Source organism: Stutzerimonas stutzeri, from assembly GCF_051028275.1.
GTDB classification, from domain to species: Bacteria; Pseudomonadota; Gammaproteobacteria; order Pseudomonadales; family Pseudomonadaceae; genus Stutzerimonas; species Stutzerimonas stutzeri_AS.
Map to the genome: position 1 here is coordinate 2,172,078 of NZ_CP069269.1, position 18,783 is coordinate 2,190,860.

Consider the following 18,783-nt stretch of genomic DNA (forward strand, 5'->3'; position numbering starts at 1 on the left):
TTCAGCTGATGTCCTGCTCAATACCTCCTCGCTGTCCGTCTTGGCGCTGATCACTGTGGCTGGTGTCCGTGCACTACCGACCAACACTAGGCTGTCGGCACCGTGCCGCCGTCAATCACAAACTCGGTTCCTGTGATGGATGCAGCTCGAGGCGACGCCAGGAACCCTATGAGGTCGGCAACTTCTGACGGCGTCGATGGCCGCCCCAGCGGGATGCCTCCTAATGCATCCATGATGATTTGCTTGCCGCCCTGGTAGTCGGTGCCTGCCTGTTGCGCGAGCCGCTCGGCCAACGCGACAGACGCTTCGGTTTCAACCCAGCCTGGGGATACCCGTACAACCCGGACGCCTTTGGGCGAAACCTCTTTCGATAAGCTTTTGCTGTACGTCGAGAGCGCAGCCTTGGCCGCCGCGTAGGCTGTCGTAGCGTCGGGCAAAGGAAGCCGGTTCTGAATGGACGTCACGTGGATGATGACCCCTTGCTTTCGGCCCAGCATATCCGGGAGCAAGGCGCGATCCAGGCGCACGGCCGGTAACAGATTCAGGTCGAGCTCGCGTTGCCACTGCTCATCATCCAGTGCTTCGAAGCCGCCGCCGGGCGCCGACGAGCCACCCAGGACATGAACGATGATATCCGCGCCGCCCAGTCGCGATTTGACTGCAGCGGCCAACGCCTCACAGCCTTCGCGGGTCATAAGATCTGCCGTGACCAGAAGGCCATCCGGCATTTCGCGGTCGGCCTGTCGAGCCGAAGTCATCACCTTTGCGCCCTGGGCCAGGAACAGGTCAACCACAGCCTTCCCAATGCCTTTGGTGCCCCCGGTCACGAGGACCCGCTTGCCGCTCAGTTCCAGGTTCAGCATGGCGTGATCTCCAAGGAGCGGATTCGGTCACCCTCCAGCCTGAACACATGATTCAGCTTAACCGGGCTGCCTGGAAAATTGCCGGTAAGGCGCGTAAGGACGGTCAGCCTTCCCTCCTCCTGCAGCGCCTGCAGAGGTTTGCTTTCAAACGCAAAGGCCTGCCGAACCTCACGCTGCCAGGCTTCGATGGCCGCAGGGCCCTCATGGGTCTTGTTCTCATCAAACACCGTGGCGTCGGTACAGAAGCAGCTCGCAAGCCGCGACAGGTCGCCACCGTTGCTGATATCAAAGTACGTCTCGACGACGTCTGGAAGCTGAAGGCTCATTCGCGGTTCTCCTGGACGGGTTACGACGAGAATGATCTTGCGGCCACGATCATAATCAATCCAATACGGACAACCATTCATAGGTAATCCCGCCAATCAGGACAATGGCTTGCCGTCGTGCAAATGCCTATGTCCCAGCAAGACTGCTTTTGCATGAGCGCTGATGTTCGTACTGGAGGGTTTCGGGTGAGGAGGTATTGCGGAGTTAACCGGTATCGGCGCCAGGCTTTGAGGCGCGATGTACCCGCTAATCAGAGGCTCGCGTTGGAGTCACCACAGGCCAGGCCCAGTTAGCAACACCCCGGAGCGCCCGAGGTTCTGGCTCCACGTGAACGCCCTAACCCTTCGCCGCCCTTAGGTTAGTGCGCTTGCTGATGCACAGGCAGAGCCACAGGCATGCGCGCTAGGATCAGGAAATCAAACCCAGCGTCGAGCCCTTCAACGTCGCCGCTGCGCGGGTCGAGCATCCCAGTTTGCGGAAGATACTCTCCACATGGGTGCGAACGGTGCTCGGGCTGATTTCCAACAACCGCGCCACCTGCTTGTTGCTGGCACCCCGGCTGATTTCCTGTAGAACGCGGCATTCACGTGCACTAAGCAACGAACCCCGCTGATGGAGCCGCTGCTCGGCGGGCGTCAGGCTGACCGTTGCAGCCGGAACCTGGCCACCCCCACGACTGATCTGGATGAGCGCCTCTTCGAGGTTAGGCAACTGAGAAATCATTGTCTTCGTCCTGGCTAGGCTTCACGACCGATCTTGCTGCCCAGCCGACAATTTGCTCAACTGGGACAGACCTCAATGACCCATCCCGAAATGCAGGACTATCCATGTCAGACCCACGGCTTGGCCTCGGTGAGCTGGACGCTGTTATCGCAGTGGCACGCAGGGCTTCGTTTCGCCAGGCAGCGATTGATCTCGATGTATCCACCACCGCCTTGAGCAACACCATCGCCAAAGTGGAAGCGAGCCTCGAAACCCGGCTGTTCAACCGAACGACACGCAGCGTGGCCGTGACCGAAGCGGGCAGGATCTTTCTGGAGCAGGTGGCGCCAGCCTTGCAGGATGTACGGGCTGCGCTCGACGCGGTGCGATCCCACAATGCCAGCCCCTCGGGCACGTTGCGCATCAACGCGTTCGCCACTGCCGCCCGGGCAGCGCTGCTGCCACTCATGGTGGAATTCCTTGAGCAACATCCGAAAGTGCACATCGACCTCGTCACCGAAGGCCGCCTGGTGGATATCGTGGCTGACGGCTTCGATTTCGGCGTACGTTCTGCGAGCCTCGTGCCCAGCGATATGATCGTGATCTCGCTCGGTCAGCCCCGGCGGTACGCCGTGGTCGGTACGCCTGCCTATTTCGCCCGACATGGACGGCCACGCACCCCGCCCGACCTCCTCAACTATGCCTGTATTCGCATCCGACTGCCGAACGGCGCCCTCTTCCCGTGGCATTTCGAACGAGACGGGGAAGTCATCAAGCTCGATGTGACCGGGCCGCTGACCCTCGACGAGGCCAGCCTCTCCAAGGCGGTCGTGCAGCAAGGCCTCGGGCTCGGCTTTTTCATGGAGCAGGACGTTCAGGCTGAAATCGAGGCCGGACAGTTTGAGCGGGTACTGGAGGATTGGACGCCGCCCCGTGACAACCTCTGCCTGTACTACCCGAACCGCCGCAACCCTTCTGCCGCGTTCAAGGCATTCATCGCCTTGGCTCGCGCCAGCCAGGACAGCAAAGACGGACTCGCGTAACGCCCCATCGCTTGCGCGCTTGCACAAGCGAACCTCGTCAGGCAATCAACCCAAGTGTCAGCGCCTTAAGCGTGGCAGCGGCGCGGGTCGAGCATTCGAGCTTGCGGAAGATGCTTTCCACATGCGTGCGGACCGTGCTCGGGCTGATCTCCAGCAGCCGCGCCACCTGCTTGTTGCTGGCGCCACGGCTGATCTCCAGCAGAATGCGACACTCCCGCGCGGTGAGTATCGAAGCCTTCGGCTGATGGATCTGGCGCTCGCCCCGTGCGGCGGCGATCACCGCTTCGCAGACGTCGTTATCGAACAGTCCTCTATCGGCATCCTGCGTGAGCAGCCTTGCGGCCTCCGACTCGCCATAGGCCGACCGCCACGGCCTGGCCTCCCTTAGCGCGACCCAGGCCACGGCGGTGGCGAACAGTCTATGCTCGACACACAACGCATCGCCCATCACGCCTCGAAAGTAGCCGCTGCCGTTGAGCCGTTCGTAGGCATGCGCGGCGATCTCGCCAGGCACGGCCAATTCACTGATGGGCCGCAGTGCCTGTTGCGTCCAGTACGGCACAAGGTGCACCCGCTCCGCAGCGCCGTAGGGCAGCGCCCCCGCGGTGTTCCAGAGGTGGTTGGAAACCGCAGCCCGGCCGAGACCGTAGACGAGCGCTGCCTTTCCAATCGCGGTCAGCGTTGGCTCACTCAGGCCCGACAGGCGTGCCGCCTCCACCGCGACATGCGCCACCTGCCGCGAATGCCCCGCCAGCCAGGGAAGCTTCAGGTCGATCACGTCCCCCACCAACGTCAGCGAAACGGAACGCTCGGCCTGCGCAGGGGCCGGAGGCTTCGACAGAGCGTCGAGATTCGCCAGCCACTCCCCGGCGTTTTCCACCAGCAGGGACGCCAGCGAAGCGGGATAGCGCCGATCCGACTGGTCGCGAATCCAGCGCAGCGCCGCGTCCAGGCCATGTGATCGGCTGAGAATGTCGAGATCGCCGGCAAGCACCACCTGATAAGCCGCCTCCGGAATGTGCTCATGGGTCACGCCCAATGGGCGGCCAGTTCCGTCGTAGGTTTCGAATACGCGGCACAAGCCCGCCTCGACGGCAGCACCGAGTTCGAGGGTCTTGGCGATTTCACCTGAGACCTCGCAGTGCACGACGGCAAGCGGGGTCGCCTGATGCACCGCGTTCATTTCTTCCTTGCCCAGGGTCTGGTCGAGCATCGCGCGGCGGCCCTCGACGTCATCACCGAGCAAGTCCGCAAACCCTTCGGCGTTAGCGGTGCAGCCGGACCAGCGCAACAAGGCGACCTGCTCCGCGACCTGCAGGTGCTCGCCATTGCCGTGCGCGGCCTGCGCCAGCATCCGGGCCAGGCCGGCAACGCGCCGGGAATGCCCGAGCGGTTGCCCCATGCTGAGGTCACCGACCTGGGCGATCGCCGCCAGCGCTCCACTCAACGAGATGTCCAGCTGCAGCGCGGTATCCATGGGAAACGTACTCCGGGGTCGGATAAATGACCGATGCCCGCGGCGCAGGCCGGTCAGCAGAATCGAGCTTCCACATAGGAGCTCATCCAAATGAAAACACTCACATTGAAAGTCGCCACCGCTGCCTTTGCCCTTGCAAGCACATTCGCCACGACGGCCAGCCAGGCGCAAGATACAACGCCTTCGGTGGTGATCGTACACGGCGCTTTCGCCGACGGCTCCGACTGGGCCAAGGTCGTGCCGCGGCTCCAGGCCGAAGGGGTTCCTGTTACGGTCGTGCAGAACCCGCTCACCTCGCTTGCCGACGATGTCGCCGCAACGCGCCGTGCATTGAGCAACCAGCAGGGCAAGGTGATTCTGGTCGGCCATTCCTGGGGCGGCACCGTGATTACCGAGGCCGGCAGCGACGAGAAGGTCAGCGCGCTCGTGTATGTCGCCGCTTTCGCGCCGGACGCTGGGCAAACCAGTGGCGAACAAGGCAAGGGCGCGCCCACACCGCCCGGCATCAGCCAGATAAAGGCAGACGGCAACGGCTTCCTCTACCTGACGCCAGAAGGCATGGCCAAGGATTTCGCCCAGGATCTCCCAGCGGCGCAAACCGCCGTGATGGCTGCGACCCAAGGCCCCATCAAGGCATCCGCCTTCGAAGACAAAACGACCGTCGCGGCCTGGAAGACTAAACCGTCCTGGTATCTGCTCGCCACCGAGGACCGGATGATCCACCCGGACGTCCAGCGCTCGGCCGCCAAGCGTATCGGCGCGACCCTGGCCGAGCTGCGCACCAGCCACGTGCCCCAGCAGTCGCAGCCAGACGCGGTTGCCGAGGTGATTCTCGAGGCGGTGCGCAGCTTGGGCCAGCAGTGATCGCCGACGCCATCGACAACCCCTTGAACTGGAGCGGACGCATGGATCATCTGCGTGATCGAAACTATGACTACATCGCGTGTGGTGCGGGCACGGCGGGCTGCGTGGTCGCGGCCCGTCTCGCCGACCACGGCAACGCACGCGTGTTATTGATCGAAGCCGGCAACGGATACACCGGCCCCGAGGTCGTCGAGCCGGCGCAATGGCCGCTGAATCTGGGCTCGGAGCGCGACTGGGCATTCGAGGGGCAGCCCAATCCGCATCTGAACGGCCGTCGCCTTTCGCTCAGCATGGGAAAGGGACTCGGTGGCGGGTCCAGCATCAATGTGATGGTCTGGGCGCGCGGGCATCGGTCGGACTGGGATCATTTCGCGGCCGAGTCCGGCGACCCTGCGTGGGGCTACGACTCGGTCCTGAACTATTACCGCAGAATCGAGAACTGGCAAGGAACGCCGGATGCGGTGCGACGCGGATCAGGCGGCCCCGTGCATGTCGAACAGCCGGCCTCGCCGCAGCCGCTGGCCTGGGCAACGCTGGCGGCAGCCAGCCGTCTGGGCATCCCCCGCTACGACAGCGCCAATGGCGAGATGATGGAGGGGCCCGGCGGGATCGCGCTCACCGATCTGCGCATCAAGGATGGCAAGCGCGAATCCGCGTACGACTCCTATATCCGGCCGCGGCTGCACTACCCCAATCTTACGGTCCGCACCGGCGCGTTGGTGACCCGTGTGTTGCTGAGTGGCACACGGGCAGTCGGCGTTGAAGTGGTGATCGACGGCGAACGGCAATGCTTTTATGCCGATGCCGAAGTCATCCTGTCCATGGGCGCGATCAACACGCCGAAGGTGCTCATGCAATCGGGCATCGGCCCGGAAGATGAACTGCACGCCCACGGCATCGCCCCGATTCATCACCTTCCCGGGGTGGGCCAGAACCTCCAGGACCACATCGCCTTCGGCTGTACTTGGGAGTACCTGCAACCTCAACCAGTCGGGGCAGGCGGGTGTGAAACCACGCTGTACTGGAAAAGCGACAGCCGCCTGGACGCCCCAGACCTGCTGCACTGCCAGCTTGAGTTCGCGGTGCCCGCTCCCGCAGAAGTCGACCTCCAGCCGCCGCAACATGGCTGGACGATGTTCGCAGGCCTCGCCAGGCCCGCCAGTCGAGGGCGAGTGCGCCTGTCGGGTGCCGGCCCGCTGGATGCCCCGCTCATCGAGCCGAATTCGCTGAGCGCCCCCGAGGATATGGCCGCAGCGTTCGCATCGATCGACCTGTGCCGCGCGCTCGGCAACAGCGAAGCGTTCAACGGGCTGATCAAGCGCGAGGTCGCACCCGGGCCAAAAGAGCACCGCACGATGCAGCAATTCATTCGCAATTCGGCCGTAACCTACTGGCACCAGTCCTGCACCGCGAAAATGGGCCGGGATGCGATGTCGGTGGTTGACCATCAACTGCGTGTCTATGGCATTGAGCAGCTTCGGATCGCCGATGCTTCGATCATGCCGCGCATCACCCTCGGCAACACCATGGCGCCCTGCGTCGTCATCGGCGTACGCGCGGCAGACCTCATCCTCGCAGCGCAGGGTGTTGTCGCTACAGCCACAGCACCGAACGAGTAACCGGATGAGAATACTGATAGTGGGCGGCGGTATCGCCGGCCTCACCATGGCCAGGGCACTGGAGCTGCAAGGGTTTAGCTCCGACCTGATCGAACACAGGGCTGATGCTTCACAAGGCGGGACCGGGCTCTACCTGCCAGGCAATGCCGCCCGGGCCTTGCAGGCCCTGGGCCTGCAAGGCTCGATTGCTGCGGTCGCCATGCCGATCACGACCCAGCGCATCCTTGATAGCACAGGCAAACCCCTGAGCGTGACGCGGACCGCGGATGTTTGGTCGTCATGCGGGCCCTGCCTGGCGCTGCCCCGCGCCGCGCTGCACGCCGCACTGCGCGATTCGCTGCGTGATACAAACCTGCGCTTCGGCACCTCGCTCACCGTCATCGAGCAGCGTGCCGCGACAAGCCTGGCGACCTTCTCCGACGGCACCTCAGGCGAGTACGACCTCGTCATAGGGGCAGACGGCATCAACTCCTATATGCGCCAAAGTCTGTTCCCCGACGTCAGGCCCTCGTACACCGGCAATGTGTGCTGGCGCTTCATCACCCGAGACATCGTCGGGGTCGAAGGTTGGACGGTCATGCTCGGGGATGGGATGAGTCTGCTGGCCATACCCATCGGCGACGAGCAGGTCTACGTCTACGCGGACATGGCGATGAGCGAGCAAGAGGCGCAGCGAAACCTGACTGGCCTTCCGCACAAGGCCCTACTCGACGCGTTCTCGGCTCCCTTATCCCCGCTTATCACCCATATGCCGGCCCCCGGCCAGATTCACGCCAGCCGCATCGAGCAAGTCGTCATGGAGGAGTGGGTCAAGGAGCACGTGGTGCTGATCGGCGATGCCGCCCACGCCTCCTCCCCCACCATGGCAGAAGGTGCGGCCATGGCCATGGAAGACGCGCTGGTCTTGGCTGAAACGCTGGCTACCGCCTCGAATATCAGCGAGGCGCTCGCCGGCTACACGCGCCGCCGCAAGCCTCGGGTCGATTGGGTCCATAAGCAGTGCGCAGGGCGGGACAAGATGCGCGGCCTGCCCGGCTGGGGCCGCACTACTCTGCTGAAACTGGTGGGCAACACGCTATATAAGCGCAGCTACGCTCCATTGACGGAACCGTTATGACCCACAGCAGGCCGATTATCAAACGTATCGCGATCGCGCTGTTTGCTTTGTTCATCCTGTGCACAGCGCTCCTGCTAGCGATCACCTATTGGGCAACGCCCACGATGGTCGTCCGGAATGATTCGCAGCTCACCGTGCAGGTGACAGCACACTGGGGCGACCGCCTGAAAATCCTGCAACCCCTGAAGCCGGGCGCCAGGCGTTCTTTCAAGGTGCGGGGAGAGTCCGCCATTACATTCGTGGTCACCTATCCTGACGGGACGCAAGTGACGAGCCACCCAATGTACTTCACCACGGCCACAACGGTGACTGCCGTGGTCACGGGTAGCGGAGTGGAAGCAACCATGGAGCTCTGAACACTTGAACCGGTCTCTTCGACGCTTCAGGCGAATGTTCCGCATTAAGAAGGCCCGCAATCGCGGGCCTTCTGGTTCTGTCATGGTCGGTCTGAGCTCAGGCCTCAACGGGTTGACGCATGGTTGGGTAATCGGTGTAGCCCTCGCGACCACCACCATAGAAAGTGCTGCGATCATGCGCCGTGAGCTTGGCCCCCACCCTTACACGCTCGGGCAGGTCGGGGTTGCTGATGAAGGGGCGCCCGAACGCGATCGCGTCAGCCTTGCCCTCTGCTACAGCAGCACGCGCCGTATCAGGCAGGTATCCGCCGGCGGAAATGAAAGCCCCGCGGAACAATGCCCTGAAGCTGCTGGCCGCGTCCGGCGCGTTCGCATCCAACGGAGCTGTGTCACTCGTGAAGTCGGCACGGGGCTCGATCACGTGCAGGTAGGCGATACCGCGTTTGTCCAGCTCGGTAATGACATACTCCCAGAGCAACGAGCCATCGTCATCGTGCATGTCATTGAAGCCACCCCAGGGTGAGAGGCGGACACCTACGCGGTCTGCTCCAATTCTCTTGCTGACAGCGTCGACGACCTCGAGCAACAGCCGCGCCCGGTTCTCAATGGAACCGCCATAGCGGTCAGTGCGCTTGTTGCTGCCTGTGCGCAGGAACTGATCGAGGAGATAGCCATTCGCGCCGTGGATTTCCACGCCGTCAAACCCGGCTTCGCAGGCGTTCACCGCAGCCTGAGCGAAGTCCGCAACGATATCTGCAAGTTCGAAGGTTTCGAGTGCTCGGGGCGTCTCGAAGGATACGGTCTCGAATGATGCCGTCATGTGATTTCCCGATGCGGCTATCGCAGACGGCGCCACTGGCAGCTCCCCATCCGGCTGCATCGACGAATGCGATATCCGCCCCACATGCCAGATTTGATTGAAGATGAAACCACCCTTGGCATGGACGGCGTCTGTAACCGCGCGCCAGCCCTGGATTTGCGCCGGGGTAAAGATACCCGGTACCAGCGGATAGCCATGAGCCTGCGCGGTAATGTCAGTCGCTTCGGTGATGAGCAGGGCACCCCTGCTGGCCCGCTGGCCGTAATACTCAGCATTGAGCTCATGAGGAATATCACCGGGCTGGGCGGCGCGCATCCGTGTAAGCGGTGCCATGACGACGCGATGAGAGAGTTCGATGGCGCCGACCTTGAGGGGACGAAAGAGTGGGTCGTTTGACATGAGGAGGGCTCCGTTGGTGGTGTAGAGCCAAGGTATCAACTGTATCGCCTTCTGATTAGATACTGCGTACAGTAAGCCCGTGTAACCTATTCCGATATACCCGGAGGGCTTCGCATGGATATCGGCAAAATCGACATGTCTGGAGTGGCCGTATTCGTCAGTGCCGCCTCGGCCGGCAGTCTATCAGCTGCTGCCCGGCGGCTTGGGATCGCTCCTATGGCAGCCACCCGGCGACTCGCTTCGCTGGAGGAAAGCCTGGGGGTACGGCTTATGCAGCGCACTACGCGGTCGGTCTCGCTGACCGCCGAAGGCGAGGCGTTCCTTCCCTTCGCATCGACAATCCTTGAAGCAGCCGAGGCTGGCCGGGCGGTGGTCTCGCCGACCGAAAAAGGCGCAACCGGACTGTTGCGTGTCACCGCCTGCAATTCAATCGGACACGCCGTCATCATGCCGCTGCTTTCAAAGCTGCTCGATGAAAATCCCTCCCTTCGAATCGATCTGCTGCTCACTGATACGCTGGTGGACATTGTGTCTACCGGCGTGGACGTCGCGGTTCGTATCGGGGATCTCAAGGATTCGTCCCTGATTGCCAGCCCACTTGGTATAAACAAGCGGATCCTGTGCGCATCGCCTGCTTACTTAGCTCGGCGAGAGGCACCAAGAACTGTGCGCGAGCTGGCGGTGCATGACTGCATCGCAACGACCGGAACGCTGCATTGGCCTTTCAACGTCGCAGGCAGGGAACAGAGTGTCCGGATAGCGGGACGAGTGACCACCAACAGTATTGATGGCGTACACAACGCGTGCGTGGCGGGTGCAGGCTTGGCAATCCTCTCCACCTGGCACGTCGACGAAGACATTGAAGCCGGTCGCCTGGTGCCCATCGCACTGGAGGATGCCGAACCCAAAGAACTCGGCATTTGGGCGGTCTATCCAACCCGTAGGCAGATTCTGCCGAAGGTTAAAATCTTCGTCGATGCCGTCCGGGAGCGGCTGAGCTAGGCCCAAGATGCCATTGAGGCCCTTAGCTGCGCTTGCAATAGCGCATTTTTGTCGACCAACTGGAAGGCTACAACAGCCTCTGGCCGATAATGATCGTCGTAAACAACAACCATCGGCCAGAAGCCACACTCGCCGCTAAACTTAAGCACCCAACTGCTTTTCGATCGGCACGCTCCTCGCGCTGACTTCATCGCCCGTATGCAGGGTGCTGACGGTTTCAATCAACACGATTCCGCACTCTTCTTCGGCGACTGGGTTATGCCGGGTTTGCTTGGGGATCACACAGAACTCACCGGGCTGGAGGATGACGTCCCGATCCTCCAGCTGGATCTTGAGTGTTCCGTAAACCACCAGGAACATCTCGTCTTCATCCGCATGGGAATGCCACATCAGCTCGCCTTTGAGCTTGGCGACCTTGATGTATTGATCATTGACCTGACCGATAACCTGCGGTGACCAATAGTCACTGACCTTGGCCAGGGCTGACTCGATATTCGTGCTGTTGCCGCTGAGGATCATAAGAAGGCTCCGTGTAAAAGCGCCTCACTGTACGTTAGACCAGCGACACGCCATATCGAAGGTTCATAATGGGGGTATTAGCAACCGTATTGGCGTCCTGTTATGTCCGCGCTTCGTACTGTCGATCTGGTCCTGCTGCGTACTTTTCTGTCTGTCGCCCAGACCGGCAGCATTGGCGGTGCCGCGCGCCAGCTGCACCTGACGCAAGGGGCAATCAGCCAGCAGATCAAACGGCTCGAGCACATCTTCGGATGCCGGTTACTGGAGCGTGATCCGCAGGGTGCCCGGTTGACCGACCGTGGCATGGATCTCCTGCCCAAAGCCCGCAGTCTTCTGGATCTGAACGACCTCGCCTGTGAGGAAATGATCGGGCTGGGCACTCGGGAAAAGGTACGGGTTGGCGTACCCTACGACATGGCGGGCGCGCACTTCGCGCCTGTTCTCAGCGCCTACGCGCGGCGCCATCCAGACGTCGATGTCACGGTCGTATCGGGCTCTTCGGTCGACCTGATGACCGACTTCTCCAAAGGCCCCATCGACCTGACCATCGGCCAATGTCCGGAGCGGGAAAGTAATGGTGAACGCCTTTGCCTGGAGCCTTTGGTGTGGATAGGCACCTCGGATGACGTGATCAGCCAAAGGCCCTTGCCGTTGTGTTTTGTGACCCCTACCTGCACGTTTCGCCACATAGTGTTCTCGGTGCTGAGGGAAGCGCACATCAGCTGGCGCGTCGTATTTGAAAACGCCTCGGTGGATACAACGCTCGCTACCGTGAGAAGCGGTCTTGCATTGACGCCCTGGCTACGCTCGCTCATGCCGGACGACGTGCGCATGCTCGGAGCAGAATCCGGACTGCCTCCGTTGCCAAATTTCGCGATCCAGCTTCACGTCTCGCCAGGCGCTGCCAAAGCCGCGATGGACATGGCGGAGTCCATCCGAGAGCGGTATCGCTAGGGCGTGTCGTTCATGTTAGCCAGCAGCTCGGTCACCGCTGCTGCCCATCGCTTTCAGCACCGTCGGCACCGGCAGTGCTTGTACTTTCATGACCGGGAGCTAGGGTTCGATGTGTCGAACACGCCTTCAATCGGAACATGGGAGCATGACTATGTCGGTATCAAGCGAAAGCCACGTCACCCGCGCCGTCACGGCACGTCCTCTTGGGCATCGCATGGCCTTGCTACTTTGCGCGTCGGCGATGGTGCTGTTTACAACACAGACCTTCGCGCATCACGGCTGGTCGTGGGCGGAAGGAGAGCAGTCGGAGTTGCAGGGCAGGATCAGCGAGATTTCCATGGCACCACCTCATCCAACCCTGCGCGTTCAGGCTGAAGACGGCCGCGAGTGGCAAGTTGATCTGGGCAATCCAAGCCAGACGCAACGGTCCGGCTTCACCGGCGACACCGCCCAGGTGGGCGATAACATCACCGTGCTTGGCAACCGCACCAAAGAGCCGAACAAAGCCCTCATTAAAGCCGTGCGCATCACGGTCGATGGCAAGCAGTACGACATGTACCCGGAACGCATCAAGGAATGACGACACGGCGATGACAGCCTTTCTGCAAGCAATCGCCGGCTGGCCCGGCGCCGTCTTCCTGCAGGAACACTGGGTCGCCTACCTCATCGTCAACGCGGCGCACATCCTTGGCATCGGCCTGCTCCTTGGCGCGATCCTGCCGCTTGATCTGTGCCTGTTGCGCTCAACCCGCGGGCGGGAACTGCCAGTCCTTGGCCCCTTCCTCATAGGCGCAGCCGCAACGGGCACTGCACTCGCGGTAATAACGGGGCTCCTGTTGTTCTCGGTAAGGCCGGTCGAATACGCCGTGAACCCAGCCTTCCGCTACAAGGCAGCACTGCTGGTGCTAGCCGCTTGCACCGTTGCACTCCAGCATCGCGGCGAGTTCTTTGCTACCGCCTTGCGCAGCGGCCAGCCGACAGTGCACGTGCGCGCCCTGGCCGGCGCATCCGCTGTTGTTTGGGTTTCTATTCTCGTGGCCGGGCGGTGGATCGGCTTTGTGTGAGAGGAGGATATCGACGGGAGAGTTAGCGGCAATGGCCGTCATCACCGCTGATGGTCTGCTGCGAAGTTGTAACTTCCTAAGCTGCGTAGCTGCGGGCTGCTTTCGGCCAGAAGCTGCCTGTCGTGACCGGGGCCTCACGGCCAGGAGCAGTCATTGAGCATCTACGAAACAAAGGAAGATTCCGACTTCCAACTCCATGGCGCATAGGACCTCGTTGGGGCTGACCATCAATGCAATGCGCGACGAAGATCACCGCAACGCTCTAACCCGTTAGCTACAGTAGGCAGTGACCCAACGGATCCATATCTGGACGAAACCACGAGAAGGACTCTCATGTCAGGCAAACCCGCAGCTCGCCTGAGCGACCCAACCTCCTGCCCGGTCCCCGGACATGGCACATCGGCCATCACGTCCGGCTCCCCGGATGTGCTGTTCAATAACCTCCCCGCTGCGCGCCTTGGAGATGCTGCTGGCTGTGGCCAGGCCATATCCGGTGCTTTCTCCTCCACCGTATTTATCAACGGCAAGAATGCCGCGATGCTAGACAGCACGCTGAGCCATGGCGGAGTAATCATCGGCGGATCGGGTGATGTGCTGATTGGCGATACGGTTATCACGTCGCCCTTCACCGCTCCGCCACCTCTGGCGACCGACAAATGGATCAGCTTCCAGATTCCGGCAACTGAGTGTTACACCGGTTGGAAGTGCATCGCCCACTTCGATGACGGATCTAGCCTTGATGGCGTCATCGGCAGCGACAACCGAGTGGCCTTTGGCAATCTCTCGGGGTCAATCTGCACCCGCGTTGAGATCCCGGTACCAGAGGCTGGCGAGCAGCCCGCCGTAACGGACAAGCTGCTCGCCATCATCTTTGAGAGTAGCCAAGTATGCCGGGGAGCATTGAGGTACTGGGCCAATACCAGACTCAGAGCGTTCACACCCTGCCCGGCTCGCCACTCGACGAGGCCCTCGCCAGCATGGAAGGCGTGGCGACAAGATTTTCACTTGATGCCATCAACGACGCGCAGACACGCGCCAGCTACGCCGCAAACATCAAGCGGATATCCGCTCAGGTACGGTCGGATGTGGCAGCAGGCAAGATAAGCAGCCAGGCAGGGGTCGAGTTCTGCCACGAGATGCGCAACAAAATCATGGCGGAGCACCGCAAGCTGACTTCGGCTACCGGGCTCGCCAAAGCACAGCAGCACAAGCAAACTCCACCAACCCTGCCTGAACTATTCGAAAAGTACGCCACCCGCAAGTTTGGTAAGCCCTACGAGGCGCTCACGATCGAGCAAAAGCGGCAGATCCACTATGAAGTCCTTGAATCCTCTGGCCGGGATAACGCCAAGTTTACAAAGGGCTCGGATCGCCTGCGCATCATGGGCAAGGTAGGCATCATGGTCACTGCGGCATTTGCCACATACGAGATCCTCAATGCTGATAACAAGGTAAAGGAGACTGCACGCCAAGGCATGATTATCGGCGCCGGCGCTGCCGGCGGGTTTCTCGCAGGCCTTGGCGTCTCGCTCGTCTGCGGCCCTGGCGCTCCTTTCTGTGCCATTGCCTTGGTACTTGCAGGCAGTGCAGCTGGCGGAGTTGCAGGCAGCCTGGCGGCCGATGCCCTAGATGACGAACTCGAGGAGCTCTCCAAGTGGGAAGTGTTTTGACACACGACGACAAAGCTCGTTTATGGTCGGCGCTTTCAGATGTCTTCATCGACAACGAGATCGATTATCCGGCAATAGCACGGGAGGTGGCAGGATACGACCGTGCTGCGGTAAAGGAAGCCTTCTTCGAGGAGGTGGCACCCGTCTGCTACTCGAACATGCAGGCACCTATACCACCGATATGGACGGCATTCGACAGCACTCGGCTTGCCGATACCATTGACAACAACCAGCAGGCTCGTCGGAGTTCCAGGTTCCGCCGCATGCGCCACAAAGTTCTGGTCGCCTACCTGCGTTTTCGACTTCGTGGGGATTGGAGTCGCATCGAGCAAGAGTTGGAAGGGCAAGATTCGCAAAGGGCTGGCTGAGAATTGGATAATAGGGCTGCCTGCTGCGCATCGAGCGAGCCAGGCCGTCTCGCCCCATGAGAGCGCCCATCGTTGATGCGAAGAAGCAGTGGCGATGACTGGTTTCGGCCAAAAGCGGTCCTGTGGGGGCTCAAGTCGAACCTACTTCGAAAGCCCGTTTGCGCCGTGGTCGACCACCCACAAAATCTCTCGAGTTAAGGCCGCGTCCACCTCTCCTAAGGAAATGCGTCCCGGTCGTCGTCGCTGTGCCAATACTCGCCTGCATCAAATGCCTGGTAGATAGAGAATGCCGGCTGGGGCATATCCGCATGCATGGACAATGCCGACGATATCGCTGACGACAGTACTCATCACCTCATCACCTCATCACCTCATCACAGTGATGAAAATCGCGGGTGCCTGTAAAAAACAGTCTTGTTATTGAGATCGCCAACTGATTCAAAAAGATCGCGACTGTCGATCTGTAGGTGCTCACACATCACACCTAACTCGGCGTCTGGGGCTCTTTCAATAACCGTAAGTACGTAATTAAGGTTGGCATCACTCAGACCTTTCCATGGGATGAACGTACTCTTCAATCCAGTTACTCGATGGATTCAGCGCAGGCCTGTTAGAACACATATTGGCAGGTGTGCTGCCGAGCGTCCGCCTTTTGTAATCCCCTTTTGTACGATCACCTAGCGATGTCACGTGGTATGGAGGGGCTTTGAATTGCATTTTCACCCCAGCACACCGCCGAACCGAGGCCTGCTTCAATCCCTGCCATGAGTGATGCCTGTTTGATATCATGGATTGTCCATCAATCCGGGGGCCGCTATCCCGGTTACCGCCGGTATGCGGACGATCTTTTATCATTCATTTATTGGCAGGAGAAAGACGTTGAGTGAAGGAAATGGGAGCGGAAAGGCGCCATTGTCGAAGGGAGTCATCATCACTCGGTCATCGGTTTGGGCTACGTATGAGGTGCTTCTGACGTTGATGCCTGTGCTTATTTGGCTTTTCATCATCTGGTTTTCGAAGCCCGAGTTTGAGATTTCCCTGCAGTTTCCGGCGTTCTCTTTTTTCTGTGTTTCTATCTGGGCGGCTTGCATTAGGGAAATTCCGAGAACACTCGTCGGGGGGGATCCGGTTCAAGACAAATTTGAACGGGAATGCTCGTTGGCCATTGCGATTCTAGGATTCGTGATTTCGCTTTTGTGTCTCGTCTTCGCTGCGCTCAGGAGCACCGGCAGCATTCCTTATATTTGGGGGGCTTTTTCCGTGATTGTGGCGACTGCCGGAGGGCTCGGTATCCTCATGCTTTTCGTGATGATCTCGATAAAAATTCAGCGAGTGGAATATGGGCGCTACAACATCCGTCCTACGATGTAAGAAAAGGGGGCTGATTTAGTTTCTGAGAAATTAATCAGTCCTTTTTTTCCAAAGCTCGTGTTTATGCACGTTGTTGTGCGAAGGCTTTTTTATTTACATTTTAGGTGCTGCTTGCAGCACAATTTGAATTTTATAACCTCTGGAGGGATGCAGTGGTTACTTATACACAGAGTGTAAAATAAAAAAGCAGAGTAGAAGTATGGACTAGGGCTGTTAGAAAACTGACTACTGATAGGGAAAAGCATAGGGTTTTAAAGCCGAATTATATAAGGCGCCTTTGGGATTACGCTTTTGACGAAGTTCTACAAGACGAGAGTCCTAACGAGTAAATAGCTCGCTCCCCGAAAAAACCGAAGAAAATATTGAATTCTTGTCTTCTTATTTTCGTAGTCATCCATTTCTAGAGAACTGTATCCGTTCAGGTGACCCTAAAGATACTGGCTTTTGGGAAGGAGTTGATTGCTATGGGTTTGTTGACAGGGCCTACCAAGAGGAGCTTAAGGCGCTCGGCGAGCCTTGCGAGGAACGTTTGTTTGAGGACTTGATAAGCTCGCACTTCGACTCTGCATACAGTGCATTCTCAACGCATTATCCAACAATCTTTGCTAGCTACATAAGTCCGATGCTTAAGGTTGGTAGTAGCCCAGCCTTAAAACGCATGTTTTTGAAAATGGATGAAGCTCAGATAAAATCCATTATTAAAAAAATGTCTACCCGCCAAAGCTATGATTTCGAAGATGGACAGTTGATGAGGCCACCCTCGAAGATTTGGATTTGCCAGGAGGTGAAATTTTCGAGCCGCATGAAGACTTTCCAATTTGGAATTTCTTGCTAAGGCTGAAGGAGTCTAAAAGTAAGCTGGGTCAGTACTGGCACGAGCAGTTTTCAAAAAAGAATGGGGCTCTGTCATATCTAGATAGCGTGCAACTTTATGATTTGCTTAGATATGCACAGTACTCTTATAAAAGCACTCTGTCGGAAAGCTTGTCTCGGTCGATAAAGGAAATAATTAAATCTCTTCCTGATCCGCGCGGAGGCGTTTTTTGTGATGTACCGATGCCGCATTTATGGATAGAGCTTGCTTTAAATCACCTTGGGAATACGCACCACATAAACACGGACGCGCATTGGCGAGCTAGGTATAAAGCAAAGGAGAGGGAGATGTATCTTGATATGTTTGTTTTTGATAACTGCAGATCCCTGTATGACTGGCTTCCGATGGTGGATTTTTATGGAAAAGACACTGCGACCATAGAGAGGCAGATAATTATTCGTGCTTGCATGGATGCTATCACTAAGCAGAACCATTATTCGTCATTTTTTAGCTACTATGGCGCCAATCTAATTGGAGTCAAGACAAAGAGATGGTCAGATTTTGGTGAGCTGAAAGAGCGATTTGATTTGAATGACTAGTATTGAAGCTAAGCATCAGAAAAGTTACTTGCTATGCGGGCGGTCCATCATTAGCAACAACATTTCCCGAGGTTGACTGACTTGAATGCCTTTTGAGCTCCTTGATGATTCCACTGACCCTTTTGGCCGGTAGCGGTCGGCTTCCCAATGTCCGCTTATGGCCGATAGCTGCCAGCACGCAGAAGCCGCGCTCGGCCAGTAGCGAACCGACTCTTAAGCTACCGGCACTTCGTCGGATATTGGTCGCCAGCTGCCAGGTCTTTAGCCTCTACGACTCAAACGGCAGTACTGCGCCCTCTTGCAATGTTTTCAGCAAGCGGGCGCGGCGTGCTTTCAACTCTTGGATCTGATGCTCTATGTCCGCTAGCCGCTCTCGCTGGAGAGCGGTGGTCTCAGGACAAGCGCCGGCGCTTTCGATAAGGCGCATACAATCGGGAAACGTTTTGATATCGGCCAGGCTGAATCCGGTGGCGATCATTCGCTGGATCTGCCGGACCTGGGTGATCGCGGTGGCTTGAAAACTGCGGTAGCCGTTCGCAGCGCGGCTGGACGCGAATAAATCCTGATCGTCGTAATGGCGAATCGAACGGACGCTGGCTCCGGTCTGGCGGGCCAGCTGGCCGATGGACAAAGGAACGGGGTCGTCCGACCTGCAAACGCACCTTGATGCGGAGCGGGACTTTTTGGCGCTGTGCTTCGCGATCCAGCCGTCTCGGGCGGTTTTCGAACGGCTGTTGGCAGCGGCGACTACTGCGCAGCCTTCATCGACAGCACGGTTTTACCCTGAGATCGCTTGGCACGGGATGTCTGCTTACTCGATGTAGATCGACATGCT

At 59.1% G+C, this 18,783-nt stretch carries 19 protein-coding genes and 2 pseudogenes; 14 read left to right on the forward strand and 7 right to left on the reverse strand.

All coding sequences use genetic code 11. From position 1 onward, the window contains the following. Positions 1-86 precede the first annotated feature (86 nt). The 3 genes and pseudogenes from JQR87_RS10005 to JQR87_RS10015 all read right to left on the reverse strand — a co-directional run. Complete coding sequence (locus tag JQR87_RS10005; RefSeq protein WP_407297578.1) at positions 87-863, reverse strand: SDR family oxidoreductase; 777 nt, start codon at positions 861-863, stop codon at positions 87-89. Beyond that, positions 857-1,189 carry a nuclear transport factor 2 family protein gene (locus JQR87_RS10010; RefSeq protein ID WP_407297576.1) on the reverse strand — a complete coding sequence of 111 codons (333 nt, stop codon included), beginning with the start codon at positions 1,187-1,189 and terminating at the stop codon, positions 857-859. The genes JQR87_RS10005 and JQR87_RS10010 overlap by 7 nt, the downstream gene beginning before the upstream one ends. Positions 1,190-1,598: 409 nt before the next feature. Continuing rightward, a pseudogene (locus JQR87_RS10015) lies at positions 1,599-1,790 on the reverse strand (response regulator transcription factor); the annotation flags it as partial. A 227-nt stretch (positions 1,791-2,017) separates the two neighbouring features. Here JQR87_RS10015 and JQR87_RS10020 point away from each other — a divergent pair. After that, positions 2,018-2,935, forward strand: coding sequence for a LysR family transcriptional regulator (locus JQR87_RS10020; protein WP_407297574.1), 918 nt, complete (start codon positions 2,018-2,020; stop codon positions 2,933-2,935). A 37-nt stretch (positions 2,936-2,972) separates the two neighbouring features. Here JQR87_RS10020 and JQR87_RS10025 read toward each other — a convergent pair whose 3' ends face one another. Then, on the reverse strand, positions 2,973-4,412 hold the full coding sequence (locus JQR87_RS10025) for an HD domain-containing phosphohydrolase (RefSeq protein ID WP_407297572.1): 1,440 nt from the start codon (positions 4,410-4,412) through the stop codon (positions 2,973-2,975). 90 nt (positions 4,413-4,502) lie between these two features. Here JQR87_RS10025 and JQR87_RS10030 point away from each other — a divergent pair, with 90 nt between their 5' ends. From JQR87_RS10030 to JQR87_RS10045, 4 genes are read left to right on the forward strand one after another with little or no spacing between them, the layout of a single operon-like run. Beyond that, positions 4,503-5,276 (forward strand): alpha/beta fold hydrolase, encoded by a 774-nt coding sequence (locus tag JQR87_RS10030; protein WP_407297571.1) that lies wholly within the window; start codon positions 4,503-4,505, stop codon positions 5,274-5,276. Positions 5,277-5,317: 41 nt separating this feature from the next. Further along, on the forward strand, positions 5,318-6,895 hold the full coding sequence (locus tag JQR87_RS10035; RefSeq protein ID WP_407297569.1) for a GMC family oxidoreductase: 1,578 nt from the start codon (positions 5,318-5,320) through the stop codon (positions 6,893-6,895). A 4-nt stretch (positions 6,896-6,899) separates the two neighbouring features. Continuing rightward, the gene (locus JQR87_RS10040; protein ID WP_407297567.1) at positions 6,900-8,012 is read left to right on the forward strand and encodes an FAD-dependent monooxygenase; all 1,113 of its coding nucleotides are present in this window, start codon (positions 6,900-6,902) and stop codon (positions 8,010-8,012) included. After that, a complete protein-coding gene (locus tag JQR87_RS10045; protein ID WP_407297565.1) occupies positions 8,009-8,368 on the forward strand; it encodes a hypothetical protein in 360 nt (119 codons plus the stop codon). The genes JQR87_RS10040 and JQR87_RS10045 overlap by 4 nt, the downstream gene beginning before the upstream one ends. Positions 8,369-8,465: 97 nt before the next feature. Here the strand turns inward: JQR87_RS10045 and JQR87_RS10050 are convergent, their stop codons facing one another. Further along, positions 8,466-9,587: an alkene reductase gene (locus JQR87_RS10050; RefSeq protein WP_407297563.1), complete on the reverse strand. Its 1,122-nt coding sequence runs from the start codon at positions 9,585-9,587 to the stop codon at positions 8,466-8,468. A gap of 114 nt (positions 9,588-9,701) precedes the next feature. Here JQR87_RS10050 and JQR87_RS10055 point away from each other — a divergent pair, with 114 nt between their 5' ends. Further along, positions 9,702-10,589, forward strand: coding sequence for a LysR family transcriptional regulator (locus tag JQR87_RS10055; protein WP_407297561.1), 888 nt, complete (start codon positions 9,702-9,704; stop codon positions 10,587-10,589). A gap of 141 nt (positions 10,590-10,730) precedes the next feature. Here JQR87_RS10055 and JQR87_RS10060 read toward each other — a convergent pair whose 3' ends face one another. Continuing rightward, the gene (locus tag JQR87_RS10060; RefSeq protein WP_407297559.1) at positions 10,731-11,108 is read right to left on the reverse strand and encodes a cupin domain-containing protein; all 378 of its coding nucleotides are present in this window, start codon (positions 11,106-11,108) and stop codon (positions 10,731-10,733) included. A 102-nt stretch (positions 11,109-11,210) separates the two neighbouring features. Between JQR87_RS10060 and JQR87_RS10065 the strand changes: the two genes are divergently transcribed. The 8 genes and pseudogenes from JQR87_RS10065 (at position 11,211) to JQR87_RS10100 (ending at position 17,948) form a co-directional block, all read left to right on the forward strand. Next, entirely contained in the window at positions 11,211-12,062 is an 852-nt protein-coding gene (locus JQR87_RS10065) for a LysR family transcriptional regulator (protein WP_407297557.1), read from the forward strand. A gap of 151 nt (positions 12,063-12,213) precedes the next feature. Beyond that, positions 12,214-12,642, forward strand: a complete 429-nt coding sequence (locus tag JQR87_RS10070; protein ID WP_407297555.1) for a DUF6152 family protein — start codon at positions 12,214-12,216, stop codon at positions 12,640-12,642. Positions 12,643-12,652: 10 nt separating this feature from the next. Further along, entirely contained in the window at positions 12,653-13,126 is a 474-nt protein-coding gene (locus JQR87_RS10075; RefSeq protein WP_407297553.1) for a DUF2214 domain-containing protein, read from the forward strand. Between the two features lie 333 nt (positions 13,127-13,459). Beyond that, positions 13,460-13,549 (forward strand): annotated as a pseudogene (locus tag JQR87_RS10080) (PAAR domain-containing protein); the annotation flags it as partial. A gap of 464 nt (positions 13,550-14,013) precedes the next feature. Then, positions 14,014-14,796, forward strand: coding sequence for a hypothetical protein (locus tag JQR87_RS10085; protein ID WP_407297552.1), 783 nt, complete (start codon positions 14,014-14,016; stop codon positions 14,794-14,796). Then, entirely contained in the window at positions 14,781-15,164 is a 384-nt protein-coding gene (locus tag JQR87_RS10090; protein WP_407297550.1) for a DUF7079 family protein, read from the forward strand. The genes JQR87_RS10085 and JQR87_RS10090 overlap by 16 nt, the downstream gene beginning before the upstream one ends. A gap of 792 nt (positions 15,165-15,956) precedes the next feature. Next, positions 15,957-16,535: a hypothetical protein gene (locus JQR87_RS10095; RefSeq protein WP_407297548.1), complete on the forward strand. Its 579-nt coding sequence runs from the start codon at positions 15,957-15,959 to the stop codon at positions 16,533-16,535. Positions 16,536-17,309: 774 nt separating this feature from the next. Beyond that, positions 17,310-17,948 (forward strand): hypothetical protein, encoded by a 639-nt coding sequence (locus tag JQR87_RS10100; protein WP_407297546.1) that lies wholly within the window; start codon positions 17,310-17,312, stop codon positions 17,946-17,948. 268 nt (positions 17,949-18,216) lie between these two features. On the opposite strand, the gene JQR87_RS10105 is transcribed toward JQR87_RS10100, so the two are convergent. Continuing rightward, positions 18,217-18,579, reverse strand: coding sequence for a MerR family transcriptional regulator (locus tag JQR87_RS10105; protein WP_407297544.1), 363 nt, complete (start codon positions 18,577-18,579; stop codon positions 18,217-18,219). Between the last annotated feature and the right edge of the window lie 204 nt (positions 18,580-18,783).